Source organism: Sporosarcina sp. FSL K6-5500 (assembly GCF_038005665.1).
Lineage (GTDB): Bacteria > Bacillota > Bacilli > Bacillales_A > Planococcaceae > Sporosarcina > Sporosarcina psychrophila.
In genome coordinates, this window is sequence record NZ_JBBOTP010000001.1 from 877832 (window position 1) to 896559 (window position 18728).

Here is an 18728-nt window from a genome sequence, read left to right on the forward strand (position 1 = left end):
ACACCACTTTCTCTAGTTCAGATAATTAAAAATCACGATCACTATCACTCTTTCCAATTCAGCTATTAAATATAACCTCATTCCCCAATTTTTACCGAAAGTGAAAGTTAACCTCTATTAGATTTGAAAATAGGTACCTGAAATTTCATCAACTATTCTATTAAAAAAAGTAACTCTGATTTAACTCCAGAGTTACTTTTAAGGTTTATTTCATAGTTTCATTCCCCTAGAATGATAATCAAAAGCTGTTAGCGTATGAATTTTAGCTACATCTTTTAATTCATTAATCTATATATATTTCCCATATTATATGAAGTAAGTCCACAATTCACTGAAGGAATGCCCCTTTCTCGATAGATACCTGCGTCCATGACTGAAATTGATTAATAATAGTAATTATCACAACAAGAAGATGAACAATTTACTCAATTGAATGAAAAACCAAAGAAGATTAAATATTATAGTAAATACCTAATCCTCGCCTTATAAATATGTAATTGAATCAATTTCATATCTCTGAGCCCTTGCGGCTCTAAGTATAAAACGGCAAGAAAATAGAGCACCTCCCCAAATCCTGTATAATGAGAGTTCTGACACACACATTAACAGACTGGAGAAATGCTCTATGCCTATTATACGACAAGAAAGCCTGTTTGACATGAAAGTTTTATTTGATTTGGAACCTACCCATCGATTTAATTCAATTTTATCCGGTATTGAGATTCATCCGATCCTTGACGTAGTAATGAAAAAGTCTAGATTCGGACCTAAACAATCGCTTAATTACTCTGCAATGATCTATTCATTGATCATCCGAATCACCGAGCGTATTCCTTTTATTAAAGACTTAGTAAAACGTCTCTCTACAGACTTACGATTTAAAGTTGATTGTGGATTCTTGGTATCAGATGAAATCCCATCCGAAGCTTCTTATTCACGTATGATCACATTGATTAGCGATTCTGATGCGTTAGAAATTGTTCAAGAAAGCCTACTTCTTCAGGCTATATCAGAAGGTTTCGTCTCAGATGAAACGATAGCCATTGATGCAACGCATGTAGAAGCACGTGATCGTGCTCCATATAAATCAGATAAGGTTGAAAAAGAACCCCAAAAACGAGGGCGTAAAAAGAAAGAGGAACGTGAACAATGGCTAATTGATAAAGCCGAAATAGAAGCGAATCTTCCGGTTTACGAAAAGAAAATTGAATACCAACTTGATATACCGCTTAAGGAACTTCGTTCCTCAGTTCCCACACAACCAAAGTGGGGAATAAAGAAGAACAGTGAAGGGAAAAACGTATTTTGGTACGGATTCAAATGTCATCTGGCAGTTGGGACGAAGAGCCAATACATTCTTCAATCTCTGTTTTCCTCTGGTAATCTTAACGATGGAAAAGCTGCAATCCCATTATTAAAAGGTACTAAAGAACGCCTTCCGTTATTGAAAATAAAACATGTGACAATGGATGCTGGTTACGACTACCAACCAATTTATGAACAGATTTATCGTAATGGAGCGCAATCTATCATTGCTTATAATAAGAAGAACGAGCCCGAGCCAATAGGCTTTGATGAGCATTTCGCACCCACATGCGTGCGGGAACATTCCTATCGTTATGATAGCTTCGATGCGAAGTACAAAACGTTGAAATACACACGGCCAAACGAATGTAAGGACTGCCCATTAGCTAACGACAGTTTATGTCAGAAAATCTATAAAAAGAAAATTTCTGGCGATCTAAGACGTTACACAGCACCAGCACGTGGGTCAATGAAATGGGATGAAATTTATAAGGAACGAAGTTCCGTTGAACGTGTAAATGCTTATCTAAAAGGCTTTTTTCTGCTAGATCAGATTTATCATTGTACCGGAGTCAAAGCCAAAGTTCATTTCGACTTGGTTCATATTGCATACAATGCCAGTAAACTTGCAGTTGATCGTCTTACACAGCTTCAACTATCCGCAACAGCATAATCGTCTATTTCATTCGTTTTTTTAAGAAATCATTTCAAATTCTGTTTCTTTATGATTTTTTAAAAGTACGCATTATGAAATTGATTCAATTGTAGTTAAAAATTAGAATAGCTTTATGCACAGGAACCTAAATATAATCTACCGTCACCATTCACCCTACACTACTTAAACTCCTTCTCCATTTCCGTCCATCCCTACGATGCGTTGGTGGTATGTGGTGGTAATAGACGAATGGGAGATCCATGTCCTTGACACTTTCTACATAAGTCCAATTCACATAGGTAAGATCGCCTCTTCTAGAAAGCCCATTTCCAAGTTCTTCATCAACGATGGTAATCGTCCCACTATCCCTCTTTCTCAGATTATCAATTAATTCTTGTGTGTCTTTATTGTTACCCAATATAATAAAAGCTCTCTTCATCCATATAACCCCACTTCCCATTTTAATAAACACCATATTCAAGTGCAGAAAGTTAGCCTTATGTTGAATAACTCGGACATAATTCAGAATTTATGCACGTGCTTCTTATAAGTCTATAGTATCATAAATTCGGAATAAATAAATAGTTTAGGCTTATATTTGCCTATTAAATGTGTGGATGCAACAAACAATAACGTACAATTCACATAATTGCACAAAGACTAGAGGGGTTAGGCTTTTTTATCTTTCAAAACCCTTAACACTGTAAATTTCCACTTTCTTATCGTTCCGCCACTGGTAAACTCATTGGCACCGAATGGTAAGTCTAACGGCAATCGCTGGAAAAAAACATGGCAGAAGTGGTTCGTTCTTATGGTCATAATCATTACCATCGTGAAGAAAAAGTAAATGTCATCACGTTGTATCCTTTTTCGAATGGTTTGTCTATATAGAGTATGAGAGCATCGTTCGTCTAGGCATAAGACGTCATGGATCTATAATTTTTTTGTAGCAAAGCTGTGTAATAAAAAACAATTCGCGAAATTGTATAAACACGCAAAAAAAGATTAGATAATGTAGTAAATACCTAATCCACGCCTTATAAATATGTAATAGTAACGAGTAGTCAGAATGTCGACACAGTATCTGAAATTAATATGCTCCCTTACTTATACCTAGTTAATAATTCTTCTGGAATATGACAATAATCATTTGGACATCTAGCTAACCTATCTTGATGTTCTTCTGCACTTCTCACATAGTTTGTAAGAGGTAATACTTCAACAACGATGAGGTCATAATCATTTCTCTCACTAAGAAACGCCTTTGCCTCTTTTAAGTGTTCAGGCTTTTCACTATATACGCCTGTTCTGTATTTCTCGCCAACATCCTGTCCTTGTTTATTCAAACTATATGGATCAATGATTTCAAATAAATACCCCATTAATTCCCTGATCGTTACAATTGTCGGATCAAATCCTGTTTTTACACATTCGGCGTACCCATCATAATCACCCTCAAGTGTATAACTTGTTCCATTAGCTCTTCCTGCTTCTGTAAACGTAACTCCAGGTAACGTTTTTATAAAAGCTTGTACACCCCATAAGCATCCACCTGCAAAATATACTACTTCCATATTGACTCTCCTTTTTGTTGAAAAATCACAAGAAATCCATTCCAAGTAAATAGGGAAAAACTGTAATCACCTTATTCTAAATCTATAACTAGAGATCTACAGCTTTAGTTACAAGTTTATCTAATACATTAAAAAAACTCACTTTTTTGGATTTCGAGTTTTTTGATTAGCATCATGCAGCGTATATTTCTTAGATAAATTCAATTTTGGCCATAACTTTCTGGATATAGCGTGGGAAAAAGTAAGCTGCAAAAAAGGCACATATGAAAGCTCTACTCCATGTTATTAACCACGTTTTCAAAAAGGTACTTCCATACCCAATATTAATTGAAACTAATACAAACGAAATAAACATACTAATACTTAAAGCCATTAAAAAAGCAAAAATCAATTGTTTATAGCGTGCTTTAATTCTCAAAATACTCCTCCTTAATTATCTTACCTAGTAAGATAATTACTTATAGAAAAAGTGTACCACTTTTCACAACAATTCTCTAATGTATTTTATAATTTTTGATTCAGTTTTTGAAATACTGAAATCATTTGATCCAGTTCATTTTCTTCTAAATCCACTAGTAGCTGCGTAAAACTCATAACACGACTTTTAATTATTTGGTCAACAATCTTTTCACCTTCTACTGTTAAAGTCAATTCCACAATTCGTTTATCTTTCGGAGAACGCTTTTTTTGAATTAAATTATGTTTTAAAAGCGTTTCTGTTAAAACAGTACATCCACCCGAAGTGATGCCTAAATAATTAGTAATATCACTTGCTCTACATTTTTCTACATGATGCAAATGTATAAGAATCGTAATATGACCATTACTTAATTTATATTCCGTTTTAGGATAAAAGTTTTGTTTTGCTTTCATTTTCCCAAAAACATCTTGGAATACATTTTGAAATTGCTCTAATTTATCTGTACGTTTGTTATCCACTTAAAAGCTCCATTCTTTTATTTCATATGCTTATATAGTAACAAAGATTTGGAAGAAACTCCTGTGTTAGAGCGGCTTCAACCCCCTTATTTTATTTGTAAAATCGGTACCTGCAACAAACAACAATGAACAATTTACACAATTTTATAATAATCCAAAGAAGATTAGATATTATACTAAATACCTAATCTACGACTTATTAATATGTAATTGTAGTGAATTAACGAACAGGTACCTGACATTTTCGTCGCTTGACATAATCTGATAGTATTCGTTATTGTAACATCAAAATATAATAAGATTCATAATTATTTTAATCGTAATTTATTTGGAGGAGCGATCTGATGGATAGAGTAAATACAGTCAGTTACAAGGCATTGATATGAACATAGTCGAGCAAATTCAACTGTGGAATCAAGTCATCGTTCGAGTTTTGGATGTCCGGGTGAAACGAATTGGGCGTGGCGATGAAATTCATGATTATGTAACGCCGGCAAGTATGTTTATATTTACGGCTAATGGTCGTGCTGAATTGTGGGTGGACGGTGACGTGTGGCTGTCCGAGCGTTATCATTTGTTGCATATCGGCAAAGGGAAACGGGTAACCGTTCAATCCGAAGACTTGCTTGATGTCTATATGATTTTATACAAAGCTTCGTTGCCGGCTTCAGCAATGCTTGAGTTTCATATGATGATGCAAACTGATAATCCGTTTATGAAAAGTTGGGGGGTATCGCCGTTTGAACCGCTTGCTTTGATGGAGATGCTTGAAACAATGTTTGAGGACTGGCAACAAGTAACGGGAAGGGACAACGGGCAGCTCGACACAGTGAAGAACATCGGGCAAATTGATGGATTGAGCCGGATGAAGGCCCAAGGGGATTTCATCCGTTTCGCGCATGCAGCATTGCGGGAGCGGACAGAGCATGCCCGCGTGCCGTCAATGGTTGAGCAAGTGATCCGTTATTTTGCAAGGAATTATCGTGGGGTAATTTCCATGGAGCAGTTGGCTCAGCAATTGAATTACACCCCACAATATGTTTCGAGGAAATTCAAAGAACAGATGGGATGCAGTCCCCTTGATTATGTGGTTCGGTTGCGCATGGACTTGGCGCGTAAATTGCTGCGTGATTCCATAGCGACGCTACAACAAATAGCTACTTATGTAGGTTATTCGGATACCATGTATTTTAACCGTATATTTAAGAAACATACAGGTATAACTCCAGGGCAATACCGTAAGAAATATCAACATACAGTTTCAAAAAATACAATGAAGAGGTTAGATTTGTCCATTGTTGCACCTCGTCCACCGATGTATCATGTTAATAGTAATGATAATGATAATGATAATCATTCTCATTTTATAGTGGATGGAGGAAATGATATGGCCAGTAACAAAAGAAATCTATTAGCGACTGCTCTGTTGTGTCTGACCATGGTTGCGTCGGCATGCGGGCCGTCAGCGCAAGGCACGGGCGGAAATAATGCATCAAATTCGAGTCAAGCAGATAACGAGGTACCCGCCAACGTCGAAATGCGAACAATTAAGATGGCGATGGGCGATGTAGACGTACCTACGCATCCGCAACGTGTAGCGGCGCCCGCTTTTTTAGGTACCATGGTGGCACTTGGTGTCCAGCCGGTCGCAGCTGAAAATTTTTTAATGAAAAGTCCGTATTTGGAAGGTATGCTCGATGGTGTGACTAATGTCGAGGATTCACTAGAGGCGCTACTTGAATTGGAACCGGATTTAATAATTACGCAAATTGCCCAAGCAGAGACAGTGGACAAGTACTCGCTAATTGCGCCGACGGTTGCCATGCCTTATGACAGCTTTACTTCCATTCAGGAGGAAATGCGTTATTTCGGTGATTTGTTGGATAAAAAGGATAACGCCGAACAATGGATTGCCAATTTTGAGAATCAAACCGGTAAATTGCACGATGCAGTACAGGAAGCGCTCGATGAGGAGGAAACCGTGTCTATCATGCAAGAATACGACGGCACAGCATTTTTGTTCGGACCGAAGTCCGGTCGCGGAGGTCGGATCATGTATGAAATGTTAGGCGCAAATCCACCTTCTACGATTCCTGACGATATGTTAACAGGCTCATATCATGAGTTTTCATTAGAGATGTTGCCTGAATATACTGGGGATTATTTGATTCTGACGACAGATTCGACGTTGGAGCAACTTCAGGCTGATCCGATTTGGGGCAACTTGCCTGCGATTCGAGATGGAAAAGCGTACCTGTGGAATGAAAGCCAGTCATGGTTTCGCGACCCGATTGCCGTGGAAGGACAAATAAACAGTTTGGCTGATTGGCTGATTGAAGCCTCCCAAAAATAGAGGAAACTCAATAGTCTGTGGCGGCTCTGCAGGATTGTATGCTACATGGCTATAGCGGCTTGAAAATCGGTACCTGTGGAACAAACAACTCTTCTCTCAATTTCACAGAAATTCAAAGAGGAATAGATATTGAAGTAAATACCTAATCCACGCCTTATAAATATATAATTGTAATGAAATGTCGTAATAATTTTATGCACAGCGCACCTGGAATTCTTACCTACAGAAAGGCTACGAAGAAGTCACCGTAAAGCGACTTTTGCGTAGCCTGTTTTGTAGCTATCTCCTTCATATAACATCCCGCCACAATGTAAACAAGAGTGTTTTGTGAAATTCATGAAATTTCGCTAATCTCTCCCCCGCCTTTACCGCTATTTCAACGCTGAATTTCTTTGTGAAATAAAATCGATACCTGTGTAACAAACTACAATGAACGATTCGCGCAGTTGCATAAAACTCAAATAAAATTAGAAATTGCAGTAAAAACCTAGTCCATGCCTTATAAATATGGAATTGTAGTGAGTTACTAGGATAGCGTCATACACCAAATACCTGAAATTTAGTCGTCGTTTCCTTATCTACATTAGGAGCTTTTTTTGTTTCTGCAAGTTATTAATCTATGTACCCATTTCCTTATTGAGGGTATTTTACATATTTCCACTTCTTTACAACGCTACAGGCTACTTAACACTAGCGTTTTTTTATGTTTAATAAATGAGTTTCATTGCATCCCAAGTAAAATCTGAAATCGCCTTTTCTTTAGAGATGTTGCCTCTAAGAAGGCCTTTATAAAAATGTTCGACAAACACCAAACATTTCATAAACAATGTCCCCTTTCCTTCCCTATCACTCTATATAGAGGGTGAAAGGAGGTGATTACATGGCTGCAACAATCGAATTTCAACACGCGGCGGGCCGCGTTCTCTTCGACGGTGGTTTGACAGAGGACGGAAAGATTATCCGTAAATCGAAGACGTACCGCTATATCAAAGAAAATGCACCAGCTGAGGACTTGTACAAAGCGCTGGAGCAACTTGGTCGGCTCTCAACTTTGTTGTTCATCGGAGCGGATCTCGTGGAAACATCGAGTTTGATTGACTAACCAATTAACAAATTAGGAAAAGCGCAGGGCGCCCGCTAGACGCGACGGGCATAAGTCAATCTAGCGACGTGGCGCCCGAAGTCTAGACAATGGAAAAGGAGGGATAAAAAATGGCTAAAACACTACAATTGAACTTCAACACAGCAAGCGGGAAAAGGGTGAGTTTGACGGTGGATGAACCCCGCGCAGATTTGACGCCGCAAAGCATCGAAGCGGCGATGCAGGAGATCATCGCTGCAAATGTATTCGAAGTAAACGGCGCTCCACTCGCAACAGTTGTTAGCGCTCGGGTTATTGAGCGCAATGTAACAGAACTTGTAAACGGCTAACAAACAGCAACGACCGGTTCACCAGTTTTCGGACTGGGGACCGGTTTTTTTATGTATTTAGAGAGGAGGAAATGAGATGGAACAATGGATGAGTCTCATACAGGAAGTCGGTTTCCCGATATTCGTATCATTCTATCTTTTGCACCGGCTCGAAACAAAACTCGTTGCGATCCATGATGTGTTGGTTTCATTAAAAATGCAGTGAATTTTAATCATCTCCCATCAATGGAAATTTCAGTAGGACTACTCGCTCGCGTTGCGTTGCTGGGTACTAGTTGAACTTAATTTGGAGAAAGGAGGGAATTAATGTTTATTAAACCATGCGAGGGTCGTGTCACGTCTCCTTTCGGTTACCGCATCCATCCGATTACGCATTTGCGAACGATGCATTGGGGTGTGGATTACGGAAATACTTCTTCAAACAATACGATCGTTGCAGCAGCTGCTGGGAAAGTTACTTTTTCTAAGTCTACAAATGGTTATGGCAACACGGTTATGATTGTCCACGCAATCGGTGGAAAGACGTTTGAAACCGTGTATGCACATCTACATTCTATCAGTGTGAAAGTCGGGCAGATTGTCAAACAGGGCGAACGTATCGGCGTGAAAGGTACGACTGGAAAAAGTACAGGGATCCATCTTCATTTCGAGGTCCACATTGGTCGTTGGAACAACAAGTTTACGAATGCGGTTGATCCGTTATATTATGTTGTCGATCATGAAGTAAAAGAAATACAAAGCTTGCTCGTCAAAATAGGTTACAAGATTGCTGTGGATGGACTAAACGGGCCAGCTACAAAGTCCGCGGTTCAGTCGTTTCAAAAGGCTTTTGGACTTGTTGTAGACGGAATTCCAGGGAAGTTGACGACAGCTGCACTTGCTAAAGTGGCGAAAGATAATGTGGTCATTGGTGCCGAGGTATAATAAGTATGAAAAAGCCCAATTGCTCATTTTTATGAGCAATTGGGCTTTTACGAGTGAGTCTAGGACTAGTTTGTTGGACACTTTGAGGTTTTCGTTGGACTCTTGGCCGAGTTCGTTGGACAGCTCTAGGCTTTCGTTGGACACTTCGAAGAGTTTGTTGGAAACCTCCCTGTTTGTTGGACACTTTCCTGAGTTGGTTGGAGACTTTGCGAAGTTGGTTGGACAGTTTCCGGGCTTTGTTGGAGACTTCCTTGTATGTTCTGAATACCTTCACGTACAACGTACCTAAAAAACTATTCAAGTATTTTTACTACCCCGTTTGGTCCTACTCTAATATACGCGTTTTCGAAAAGAACAAAGCCCTTTCATATAGAACTTTAAATTTGTACGAACTTCTTAGAAATTGTACTACGTAGTATCCGCCAACGCGGTAGTATGCTCCATTCCCTCTCACTGGATTTTTTCATTTAATGCGCTTGCCATCTTCTAAAAAAATCACAAAAACTTTTTTCACAACATTGTCCCCTAAATCTCAATTCCCTTCTATATAAAGAATAAAGGGGATATTCTTTATGACAACTTACCTATCTGAATACGCACACTTCACAAACAAACACGATTTAGACGCAGCAACAAGGCAACACGTACTCACGAACTGGAACGATATGAACCAAACAGAGCGGGCTGTTCTCGATATGATTCGTCGTTACTCCGTTAAATACGGTGCTGCACATTTGAAACACGAAACAATCGAAAAGGCTATCAAGAAATCAAATGCAACTGTTCGACGCGCCATCCGCAAGTTAGAAAAGCTCGAAATCATCGAACGCATTCACTATATCCGCCCCGTTATGAGCGGTCTAGGCGCTAACATTTATGTCATTAAACCTACTAATGACCAGTCGAAATTGAACACCCCGGAGAGGGACGAAAAGCCTTCTGGCAGTAAGGTTGAACCTGTTAAACCGCAAAACGAAGCTTTTCTTTCTAAAGCGATTAGTACTAAAGATCTTAAAAGAACGTCTCCTACGGAAATTGTGCCTACTACACTTTTCGGTAAAATGAAATCGCTTCTTTCTTCAACAATCGGAGAAAGTAAATTAGCGCGTAATTTTTACGGCGTCTATCGGAAACAGTCCCTGCAAATGCTGAAATTCAGTATTCACGAAGACAAAGGAGAACTGTTCGAGCAATTAGCCATGCACGCCCTTCGTATTGCGGTTCAAACAACCAAACAGAAAAAAATCCGGAATCTGCCTGGCTATTATTCTGGCGTCTTGCGCGAACTAATCGGCAAGGCTTTATTCAGCGAGGCTTTCATGGATTATGACGTGCCAGTTGAGGGATTTTTCTGCCGATGAAATAAAGTACTAGATTCGCGTTTCCAACAGACCGATTAGCAGCATAAAATAGTCCCATAACCTTTGCCAAATGAGACGGTTGGCGAGGGTTAGATGAGACGGTAACAAGCACATTGGCAGGCGAGCAACTGGCGACTAACCGTCTTCCAACATCTGACAAGTACTTAAAGAAAAATAATAGTCGCAAACGAGTTTTCTCTACGTTGCTGTCAATTTCACTAACAAAAACATAGCCCGTCGGAAATCTGAGGAGGTTGGTTAGAGCAGAATGCGGATAGTTGGCATCTACGGGCTTTGGTTGGACACTTTGCGGCTTTCGTTAGACACTTCGCCATGTTAGTTGGACAGCCCCGAGCTTTCGTTGGACACTTCGAAGAGTTTGTTGGAAACCTCCCTCTTGGTTGGACACTTTGCGGGGGTGGTTGCACACTTGCTAGACTTTGTTGGACGCTTCGATGGGTTCGTTGGACACTTCCCTGTTGGTTGGACACTTTGCGGGAATGGTTGCACACTTGCTAGGCTTTGTTGGTTGCTTCGATGGATTCGTTGCACACCTCCCTCTTGGTTGGACACTTTGCGGGAATGGTTGCACACTTGCTAGACTTTGTTGGACGCTTCGATGGGTTCGTTGGACACTTCCCTGTTGGTTGGACACTCTGCGGGCGTGGTTGCACACTTGCTAGACTCTGTTGAACACTTCGATGGATTCGTTTCACACTTGCCGGGCTTTGTTGAACACTTCGATAGGTTCGTTAGACGCCTGTACAACTAAAACTTACATGATGAGCAACAAATATATATACTGTCGCCCACCATGTATTTTCTGTTTTGAGTTGTACCTTTATAACGTTTTCCTTCTTTCGTTTCTCACACTTTCATTGGTGTTCCCATTGTCCTATATTCAAGCTTGCCCTTTAGTTTATAAGCTTTTTGCACTTTTAAATCGAATGAGGATCTACTCATATCGATGATGTGGGTACTGCCGTCACTAAAGATGATCTTTGTTCTCTTCCCACCAATATCGAAATAATCCTTAATATGATGTAATGCAAACCATTCACAGTCGTCTTTATAGGGTGATTTACTTGGAAACCAATAAAGACTGAGCTTTTCATTTACAATCACTGGGTTCATGTGACCATACCCTAAAATCATATTAGTCCCGTCTATTGCGCCTCTTAGACTGGAACCGTAATAGCGCAAGTTATAATCGATTAGTAAAGTCGGAGCTAGGTCTACATCGAAAGACCCGCTAGCATCCCTCACAATCGCTTGCAAACAGCCAGATTCATCATATCTAGGTAAAAACAAAATGGTGTCATGATCGAGTACAAAGTTAGTTGAATGCGGCATACTCCCATCTCCCCTTTTTTCTTGTTTCTATCGATTTTGCATAAAAGGGAGTATACTAGCCATAGGTTGGTATACTCCAATCTGTCCCCCGAGTCAGTCTGCCCAGACTATTGTGACTCGGGGTTTTCCTTGTTATGCTTTAACTTCACACCTTACTCACCTCCTTTGTGGCGCAGCCAAGCGACCAGCGTTTCAATACTTTTCTTATCATTTGCTAAGTAATAATATTTTTCCCTTCCTCTTTCAGATCCTTCAAATTCTCTCCAAATTGGGCTTTCCCTTTGCCACGAAATCGCTTTCAACTTTCTCATCCGGTCAATAATACCTTGTTTCTTTTCGTTAAAAGAATTTTCTTCCATTCCTTCAACCGCATAAGTAGCAATCGCTGTCAGCATAGGAAAACTTGCTAAAATCGACACTTCATAATTTCCGATTGATTCGATCGGATACAGTTTGAATAGTTCCTCAAACCATGTATTGATCAATTCAATATTCTCTTCACTTTGCAGCTGCATACCCGTATCTAGTGCTAAATTGCTTGTAATTGCCTTCCCTGTAATAAATAATGCTACTAGCTGACGAAGTTGAGAAAGGGATATCAAATTTTTGTTTTTTGGACGCATGACGGCATGTTTTTCCTGTTCTACGCCTGCCTGCCTTAACAAGTGGTTACTTTGTAAAATACGATTCGTCGTTTGATTGATATCATTGCGTGAGTCGTAGGCAATCCGTTTCGATAAGGAGACTTTTTTACCCTTCGTATTCAAATCCACATACATCTGATCGGCCTCGCTCCGGGAAAGACCTTCAAAGATTTGAACTGCCACCTCAATCTTGTCGAACATATAAAGCAATTTCAACGCTTTTCTCTGTTCTTCTTCATCCTCACTGTTCATCGTTTGAAGCACAACTGATCGCAATTGTGACAAAGCCATTACCCTTTGCGTTCCATCGATAACGGAAATCTTATCTGGCTTTCCTTCATCTAGACTCCCTTCTTCAAGCCAAGCAACAATCGGCGGCAAGTAGATTTGTTTCGTATGCACATTATTGAATATATACCTTCGAATCTTTCTAACTTGAAGATTATTCATTTTCCGTACTGTTAAGCGATTGTCCTCCAGCATGTTAAGCAACTCTTGAAGTGTATAAACTACGATTGTCTGGCGCTTGGTAAATACATCACTGATAATCATTCCATTAATCCCCTTTCCTCATTGATAACCAACAAAAATTCTAGCACGGTTTTATTGATAGCCGTTGTTGTTGAATGGCTTTTAATTCTTTTGGATGAAGGATCATACATATGTGCAAAGAGCGGATCATCATGCTGCCATGTACATTGCTTGTTTATGAGTTTCAACATGTCTATCGCTTCCAAATGAGTAATTGACTCCTCTCTTGTTAGTGCATAGACAGTGCTTGCCAATGCAATTTGTATTCCTGTAAGTCCTGCAACATACTGTTTCCGGTTAGCCATTTGCCGCGGAAACAAGCCCGTCCATGACTGAAAGAACTGTGTTGCTATCCCAGGTACTTCGCTAGGTTTACAATTTCGGTAATATGGACTTCCCGATTTGACTGTTATGATTCCCTCAAATAGTGCGATAAGGCATTTGCGCATTGTCGTTAAGGAGGTAATCGCTGAGTTTTGAGCAGTTAGTCTTGATTGCTCGAACTCAATATCCATACCACTTTTCAACCTATTTGCCACTTGTCGCGTGAGTTCTATATATGCATCACGCTGATCGTATTGCATGACAAGTCCTTTATGGGCGTCTATTCGCTCTGTATTGTAATCTGTAAATAGTTGTCTTTCTTCTTGCTGACTTAAGTCCAAGTAGACTTGCATCGCAATCGGATAATTGATAAGGCTTTCGATGTGCCCTTGTACCACCTTTGCTTCCTCATAATTATTCGATTCCTCCGCTATTTCTTTTTTGGATTTCAGGTGACTAATCGCAGAAGACAGAGCGGACGTTCGGTGTTGTCCATCGAGGACATACACCTTACTCCCTGACTCCAGTTCAAATCCTCCATCGACTTGTTGAACTCCTTTTCTGCTCGAAAAGATAAATGCTGAGAAATAAAAGTGGTCGTTTTTTTCAATAGATTCAATGATAAAATCCCGAATATCAGCCCTTTTTCTAGGATCAAGCTCACGTTGTACTTCATGGTCTATTTCAAACATCGCCTCTAATGTCGCAAACCTCATTTGGGTAGATAGAACCCGTTTCCCGAACTGGTTATACATCTTTCCGCTCATTTTCGCTAGTACTCCTGTATTAGACATACCTTATCCCTCCTATTCCATTCTGCCTATTATATACGTCACCTCCTCAACTGTCTAACTATTACCGTAATCTTCAGTCACTTTAATGACAAGCTATAAATTAAGTTCTTTTTTTACTAGAACCTTTACAAATCTGCGTATTTACATTATTATATATATTTTTTTTATAGATTCAGGAAAGGTACTAAATTTTCTAGACTAAGTCGCAAGTGTTATTGCGCGGAACCTAAAAACCCCGGTTCAGAGGCAGTGTCTGAACCGGGGTTTTAGCGCTATTCATCTGTAAATTAATACTTTTAGTCGTCAAACCGATTTTGTTTAACAGTTCCACCGCTAATTCATAGTACAAGATTTGTCGAGTTAAGATAACGCCAAACTTTTTCAATATGTTTCGCCGTGAATAACTCCTTCTTACGCACATTCCAGTTTTGGATTTGTTCCGTCACAAAAGTTAAATCCCTCGATTTTTCCGGATTTTTCTTCATTACCCAATGAACTGTTGCAAGTAATTCCATACCATAAGGAGTCTCAAAACCATGAATGATTTCTTTTACTCTACTCAGTCGATCCAATGATTGCTGATCTTTTTGCAGAAATTTAGCTGCTTTTTCAGAAGCATCATCCAAGGGATAAATATCTACTTCCCTTGTCCGATCGCCATAACCACGAATGAAGTGACCTTCCATTCTCTGTAATACATGGTTCAGATTATCTGCATAGGGACCGTACTTGTTCTTTTCAAAGCGTAATTTCATGGGTTCCCCGATTTCTTGAAGAAAATAGGCCAACTTTTGGATTTCTAAGTGAGAAAGGCGATAACCTGGAACTGAATAACTGTCCATCAATGATAAAAGCAACGCGCGCCCCTTCGTCATCTGTGGCGGTTTCGTACCAATTCTCATTTGCTCAGGCTGTGGAGCACCTGCCGGACCATATAAATGAACCTTTACCTGTTCATTTATAAAGGCTTGCTCGATTTTTGGAAGTACTTCACTCCAATCAAGGCCACCATTTCCGCAGCCTAAAGGAGGAATCGCAATGGACTGGATGCCTAACTCTTTTATCACCCTAACTAAATCCTTTAGACCAGACTCGATATAGTCCATTTTGGAAGGATCTCTCCAGTGCCTCTTCGTTGGAAAATTAATGACATACTTTGGATTTGTCAAACCTTCGACAGAAACAACATGCATACTTCCCACTTCTACAAGTCCTTGCTTGCAGTCTTTCGCATATTGTTTGAAGACATCGGGAAAAGCCTGTTTAAACTGTAATGCAATCCCTTTTCCCATCACACCCACTGTATTAACTGTATTGACATATGCTTCGGACTGATCCTCAAGTAAGTTTCCAGTGGTTAAAACAATCATTTCATTCACCTCCTTAATAATAGAAATTTGGTCGAATGTACACAGGTTTATCAATATGGTGCAATTGTAAAAGTGCTTCAAGTTCCTCTTGCATCGCTGCGTCTTTTACAGCAAAACGAAGAAATACATCCATTGGAACTTTTCGATGGACAAGAAATTCAGCTTGTCGCCTTCGTTTACGATCGGGATCTTCCTCAGTATCAGCCCAGTACTTTTCCTTCATAATTGTCCAATCAACTTTATCCAAATCATTCAACTGGGAGTAAAATTCAGTTAAGAACATAATCGCATGACCGTCAGTAAAGACATATGGCAATCCACTCTCATGTAATATGGTTGTTTTTGTTACAAAGTAGACGATTTCCCGTTGATTTATTCCATTGTTGTTTATCGAATACAGCATAGGTGAGCGTTCCGCAAAATAGAAAGGTACATATTCGTGCAAATCTCCATGCGGCGGGAGCGGGACAATGGTTCCTGATCTACGTGACTGAATATCCAAATTAGCTACATCTTGGTATGAAATTTTTTTCTCACCAATCTCTGAATTAGCTAATAACCCCTTATTTTCGAGGATAGATGGGATGTTCTTGATATGTGTCATATGAAAAAGAAGTTTATTAATGTCCATATTTCACATCCAGCCCCTATAATACTTTTTTTCAGTCGACTTACTGTATCTTTCATTTTATCATATTCAATGCGCACTAACCCAACAACTAGTACGAAGACAGTTGGGCAAAAGTAGTTTACGCCATTGTGCAAACTCAAATTTGTGAAGTATAAACATACGATTGAAATAATCAATTGTAAAAATCGTTAGATATTCAAAATTTCACCTAGCAAATCATCATCTTTCATCTACGCTTTTATCATCTATTGCTAGCCCAAACATCCAAAACGCCCATTGGATTCCCTATTTCAAATGCACTACGATGTAGTCACCCGGGAATACAAAGCACCGTGCACGGTCTGGAAGGCCGCACAAATGATGACTTTTGAAGATGTTTTGGAGCAGTATGAACCGATGATTTCTGCATCTATTCGCAAATTGAATATTCACCGTAACCATGACAGTTTCAGGCAGGCAGGAAGAGTCGCTTTATGGCAAGCATGGAGCCGCTTTGACGAAGCGAAAGGGAGTTTCACGCCATTTGCTTATCGAAGTATACGGGGTAGCATGCTCGATGAATTAAAAAAGGAAAACGTATTTGAAAAGAATATCACGTTGATGGAAGACGAGTCCTTGGCGTATATAATGGTGCCGGAAATCGCTGACCAGCACGAAGCGCTAAATCGACTTGCGGATGCACTGGACGTGTTGTCCCCCGCCGAGCAAGAACTTGTGCAATGGCTATTCATCGAAGGGTATACGCTTACAGAATGTGCTGAACGAATTGGAATTACGGTTGAAGGGGTTAGGAAACGAAGATACCGATCGCTAGCGAAATTGAAACGTGCATTAACCTAGAAAAGCGCAAGGCGCCGTTTAGTCCCGAAAAGCGCTGGAAGGCTTGACGAGAAAGGCGCTCTTTGCCTTTTCGGCAAAACTGAAGCGACTCGAGGGGCTGCTGTTTCATTTGGAAAACGGCTTCCCAATTTATCCGGGATTGAAATGTTAATGCTTCAATCCCGGATATGTAATTAGAACATTTAACTCGACTCCATACATTTTGCAGTAAAGATTCAATATCGTTACAGTGTTGCTAGGACTTGAAGTGCAACACCGAACCCTGAAAAAAAGTTCGATTACATCGCCAACACAACAACAGTTGGTGGGAAATTGGATTGAAAATAAAAAAACCTCCAGCCATATTTCGGCCAGAGGACTCCTTGGGTGCACAGACATCGCTTTTCAACTAGAACGTCTCATCCAATTTCTGAATCTCTGATTGGGAAATTAAATATACATTGCCAAAAATGTCGATTTTGTCTCCCTTTATACGTAGAGCGCAATCCTTGTTAGACGCATAAATGTTCATTTTTTCCGATAAGGGAGATAGTTCGCTTTGAACCAGCGCCATGTTATTTTCAAGATCAAAATGAGACAGGACGGAAAAATTGTCAAGACCGATTCCGTCGTAAACAGAACTCATTTCAACTTCATCTCCAAAGTTTTTCGAGCATAACCATTTAGCGGACATGTTGATTGCTCCAGCGCTTGCTCCCATCACAACAGCGTTGCTTTTTTTAATCGAATCCGATAATTCATAGTCCGTCAAAAACCGATTTTGATTAAGAACATTCCCACCCAACAAGAAAATAACGGAAGCATTTTGAATTAACGTTTGGGCATCTTCCTTCTGTACGCGATAATTGATTAAATGATATTCATCAAACATAATGCCAGCCTGATCAAGCCACGAGCGTTCTGTAGCACCATCATCTCCATAAATAGATGGATTCGAGCTAATCATAGCAAGCGATTTTCTATCAGTTATATCCTCCTGTAACACCCTACCCAGATTCTCTGGAAAAAAATTGCTAAACCAACCTAAATAATAGTGAGTTTTCATAAGTACCCCCGTAGCAAAGTATAAATAACATTAATTTACTGCGTTACTCATTCTGATTGCAGAGAATTACAAAGAATATAGTTCTAGTATTTTCTCTATAGCTAAGTTATTCGAGTTACTCATATCAACAAAATAGGGTAACTGCCATTCTTGAGTTTTTATCGCTTGTTTACTTGTTGGACTATCCCAGCTAGGATAAATTCTTATTGCCATTTTCCCCGTTGTTGAACTGGACCTAAGAATGTTCTGCTTGAAAAGAATTTCTTTCGGAAAAATAAATTGCCCGAATTCATTTTCATTTTTAAAGGTAGTAATGACTAATAAATCCGGTGCTTCCGCATATGAATAGGCTTGATTTTTATTGTTTTCATCTTTTTCCCAAAATGCAACAAACTGCCCTACTTTGGCAGGCGTACTATTCGCAACTCTGAATCGAACTGTTCTAGAAGATAATTCAAATGTACCCGCACCATACTTAAAATTTTGTTTTTCTTCTTGTATCGACTTTACAGTTAAGTGATTGGGCTCATAAATGATTTTACTTACATAGGTTAATGCTGTATAAAAGTTGTTCATTTCTTCACTCCTAAAACCTTTACCTAAATGGCGGTCCGTTTGTTGAATACAGTTCTTATTGAAAATCAGTTAAATTAG

General features: G+C 39.5%; 19 protein-coding genes. 8 read left to right on the forward strand and 11 right to left on the reverse strand.

The features are described from left to right. The first annotated feature begins 625 nt into the window (after positions 1-625). Positions 626-1978, forward strand: a complete 1353-nt coding sequence (locus MKX62_RS03795; RefSeq protein WP_338652378.1) for an IS1182 family transposase — start codon at positions 626-628, stop codon at positions 1976-1978. Positions 1979-2129: 151 nt separating this feature from the next. Here MKX62_RS03795 and MKX62_RS03800 read toward each other — a convergent pair whose 3' ends face one another. From MKX62_RS03800 to MKX62_RS03815, 4 genes are all read right to left on the reverse strand, one after another. After that, complete coding sequence (locus tag MKX62_RS03800; RefSeq protein ID WP_340740775.1) at positions 2130-2399, reverse strand: hypothetical protein; 270 nt, start codon at positions 2397-2399, stop codon at positions 2130-2132. A 664-nt stretch (positions 2400-3063) separates the two neighbouring features. Beyond that, positions 3064-3534 (reverse strand): peptide-methionine (S)-S-oxide reductase, encoded by a 471-nt coding sequence (locus MKX62_RS03805; protein WP_340740776.1) that lies wholly within the window; start codon positions 3532-3534, stop codon positions 3064-3066. Positions 3535-3724: 190 nt separating this feature from the next. Further along, positions 3725-3952, reverse strand: coding sequence for a DUF2798 domain-containing protein (locus MKX62_RS03810; protein ID WP_340740777.1), 228 nt, complete (start codon positions 3950-3952; stop codon positions 3725-3727). 86 nt (positions 3953-4038) lie between these two features. Beyond that, a complete protein-coding gene (locus tag MKX62_RS03815; protein ID WP_067212805.1) occupies positions 4039-4473 on the reverse strand; it encodes a MarR family winged helix-turn-helix transcriptional regulator in 435 nt (144 codons plus the stop codon). Between the two features lie 382 nt (positions 4474-4855). Here MKX62_RS03815 and MKX62_RS03820 point away from each other — a divergent pair, with 382 nt between their 5' ends. The 6 genes from MKX62_RS03820 (at position 4856) to MKX62_RS03845 (ending at position 10542) form a co-directional block, all read left to right on the forward strand. Beyond that, positions 4856-6826, forward strand: coding sequence for an AraC family transcriptional regulator (locus MKX62_RS03820; RefSeq protein ID WP_340740778.1), 1971 nt, complete (start codon positions 4856-4858; stop codon positions 6824-6826). 880 nt (positions 6827-7706) lie between these two features. Continuing rightward, entirely contained in the window at positions 7707-7928 is a 222-nt protein-coding gene (locus tag MKX62_RS03825; protein WP_067212838.1) for a DUF1659 domain-containing protein, read from the forward strand. A gap of 110 nt (positions 7929-8038) precedes the next feature. Continuing rightward, positions 8039-8257, forward strand: coding sequence for a DUF2922 domain-containing protein (locus MKX62_RS03830; protein WP_187045791.1), 219 nt, complete (start codon positions 8039-8041; stop codon positions 8255-8257). 76 nt (positions 8258-8333) lie between these two features. Beyond that, complete coding sequence (locus MKX62_RS03835; RefSeq protein ID WP_082786727.1) at positions 8334-8462, forward strand: YvrJ family protein; 129 nt, start codon at positions 8334-8336, stop codon at positions 8460-8462. Between the two features lie 101 nt (positions 8463-8563). After that, positions 8564-9181 (forward strand): peptidoglycan DD-metalloendopeptidase family protein, encoded by a 618-nt coding sequence (locus MKX62_RS03840; RefSeq protein ID WP_338655239.1) that lies wholly within the window; start codon positions 8564-8566, stop codon positions 9179-9181. 572 nt (positions 9182-9753) lie between these two features. Beyond that, positions 9754-10542, forward strand: a complete 789-nt coding sequence (locus MKX62_RS03845; RefSeq protein ID WP_340740779.1) for a helix-turn-helix domain-containing protein — start codon at positions 9754-9756, stop codon at positions 10540-10542. An 867-nt stretch (positions 10543-11409) separates the two neighbouring features. Here the strand turns inward: MKX62_RS03845 and MKX62_RS03850 are convergent. The 5 genes from MKX62_RS03850 to darT form a co-directional block, all read right to left on the reverse strand. Then, positions 11410-11895: a competence protein ComK gene (locus tag MKX62_RS03850; RefSeq protein ID WP_340740780.1), complete on the reverse strand. Its 486-nt coding sequence runs from the start codon at positions 11893-11895 to the stop codon at positions 11410-11412. A gap of 152 nt (positions 11896-12047) precedes the next feature. Beyond that, positions 12048-13091: a DNA sulfur modification protein DndB gene (locus MKX62_RS03855; RefSeq protein WP_340740781.1), complete on the reverse strand. Its 1044-nt coding sequence runs from the start codon at positions 13089-13091 to the stop codon at positions 12048-12050. After that, positions 13088-14188 carry a DNA sulfur modification protein DndB gene (locus MKX62_RS03860; protein ID WP_338655234.1) on the reverse strand — a complete coding sequence of 367 codons (1101 nt, stop codon included), beginning with the start codon at positions 14186-14188 and terminating at the stop codon, positions 13088-13090. Before MKX62_RS03860 ends, MKX62_RS03855 begins: the two co-directional genes overlap by 4 nt. Before the next feature lie 338 nt (positions 14189-14526). Beyond that, entirely contained in the window at positions 14527-15558 is a 1032-nt protein-coding gene (darG, locus tag MKX62_RS03865; RefSeq protein ID WP_340740782.1) for a type II toxin-antitoxin system antitoxin DNA ADP-ribosyl glycohydrolase DarG, read from the reverse strand. A gap of 13 nt (positions 15559-15571) precedes the next feature. Further along, complete coding sequence (darT, locus tag MKX62_RS03870; RefSeq protein WP_340740783.1) at positions 15572-16189, reverse strand: type II toxin-antitoxin system toxin DNA ADP-ribosyl transferase DarT; 618 nt, start codon at positions 16187-16189, stop codon at positions 15572-15574. A 357-nt stretch (positions 16190-16546) separates the two neighbouring features. Here darT and MKX62_RS03875 point away from each other — a divergent pair, with 357 nt between their 5' ends. Then, on the forward strand, positions 16547-17029 hold the full coding sequence (locus MKX62_RS03875; RefSeq protein WP_340740784.1) for a sigma-70 family RNA polymerase sigma factor: 483 nt from the start codon (positions 16547-16549) through the stop codon (positions 17027-17029). Positions 17030-17417: 388 nt separating this feature from the next. Here the strand turns inward: MKX62_RS03875 and MKX62_RS03880 are convergent, their stop codons facing one another. Both MKX62_RS03880 and MKX62_RS03885 read right to left on the reverse strand, forming a co-directional pair. Beyond that, positions 17418-18074, reverse strand: coding sequence for a Type 1 glutamine amidotransferase-like domain-containing protein (locus tag MKX62_RS03880; RefSeq protein ID WP_340740785.1), 657 nt, complete (start codon positions 18072-18074; stop codon positions 17418-17420). Positions 18075-18140: 66 nt separating this feature from the next. Next, positions 18141-18650, reverse strand: a complete 510-nt coding sequence (locus tag MKX62_RS03885) for a MepB family protein (protein ID WP_340740786.1) — start codon at positions 18648-18650, stop codon at positions 18141-18143. Positions 18651-18728 lie beyond the last annotated feature (78 nt).

Bases quoted from the DNA above. Each gene is read 5' to 3' on its own strand.
- MKX62_RS03855 (WP_340740781.1), bottom strand. From the start codon at position 13,091: ATGATTATCAGTGATGTATTTACCAAGCGCCAGACAATCGTAGTTTAT.
- darG (WP_340740782.1), bottom strand. From the start codon at position 15,558: ATGATTGTTTTAACCACTGGAAACTTACTTGAGGATCAGTCCGAAGCA.
- MKX62_RS03860 (WP_338655234.1), bottom strand. From the start codon at position 14,188: ATGTCTAATACAGGAGTACTAGCGAAAATGAGCGGAAAGATGTATAAC.
- MKX62_RS03845 (WP_340740779.1), top strand. From the start codon at position 9,754: ATGACAACTTACCTATCTGAATACGCACACTTCACAAACAAACACGAT.
- MKX62_RS03800 (WP_340740775.1), bottom strand. From the start codon at position 2,399: ATGAAGAGAGCTTTTATTATATTGGGTAACAATAAAGACACACAAGAA.
- MKX62_RS03805 (WP_340740776.1), bottom strand. From the start codon at position 3,534: ATGGAAGTAGTATATTTTGCAGGTGGATGCTTATGGGGTGTACAAGCT.
- MKX62_RS03820 (WP_340740778.1), top strand. From the start codon at position 4,856: ATGAACATAGTCGAGCAAATTCAACTGTGGAATCAAGTCATCGTTCGA.
- MKX62_RS03850 (WP_340740780.1), bottom strand. From the start codon at position 11,895: ATGCCGCATTCAACTAACTTTGTACTCGATCATGACACCATTTTGTTT.
- MKX62_RS03875 (WP_340740784.1), top strand. From the start codon at position 16,547: ATGATGACTTTTGAAGATGTTTTGGAGCAGTATGAACCGATGATTTCT.
- darT (WP_340740783.1), bottom strand. From the start codon at position 16,189: ATGGACATTAATAAACTTCTTTTTCATATGACACATATCAAGAACATC.
- MKX62_RS03830 (WP_187045791.1), top strand. From the start codon at position 8,039: ATGGCTAAAACACTACAATTGAACTTCAACACAGCAAGCGGGAAAAGG.
- MKX62_RS03885 (WP_340740786.1), bottom strand. From the start codon at position 18,650: ATGAACAACTTTTATACAGCATTAACCTATGTAAGTAAAATCATTTAT.
- MKX62_RS03825 (WP_067212838.1), top strand. From the start codon at position 7,707: ATGGCTGCAACAATCGAATTTCAACACGCGGCGGGCCGCGTTCTCTTC.
- MKX62_RS03795 (WP_338652378.1), top strand. From the start codon at position 626: ATGCCTATTATACGACAAGAAAGCCTGTTTGACATGAAAGTTTTATTT.
- MKX62_RS03880 (WP_340740785.1), bottom strand. From the start codon at position 18,074: ATGAAAACTCACTATTATTTAGGTTGGTTTAGCAATTTTTTTCCAGAG.
- MKX62_RS03835 (WP_082786727.1), top strand. From the start codon at position 8,334: ATGGAACAATGGATGAGTCTCATACAGGAAGTCGGTTTCCCGATATTC.
- MKX62_RS03840 (WP_338655239.1), top strand. From the start codon at position 8,564: ATGTTTATTAAACCATGCGAGGGTCGTGTCACGTCTCCTTTCGGTTAC.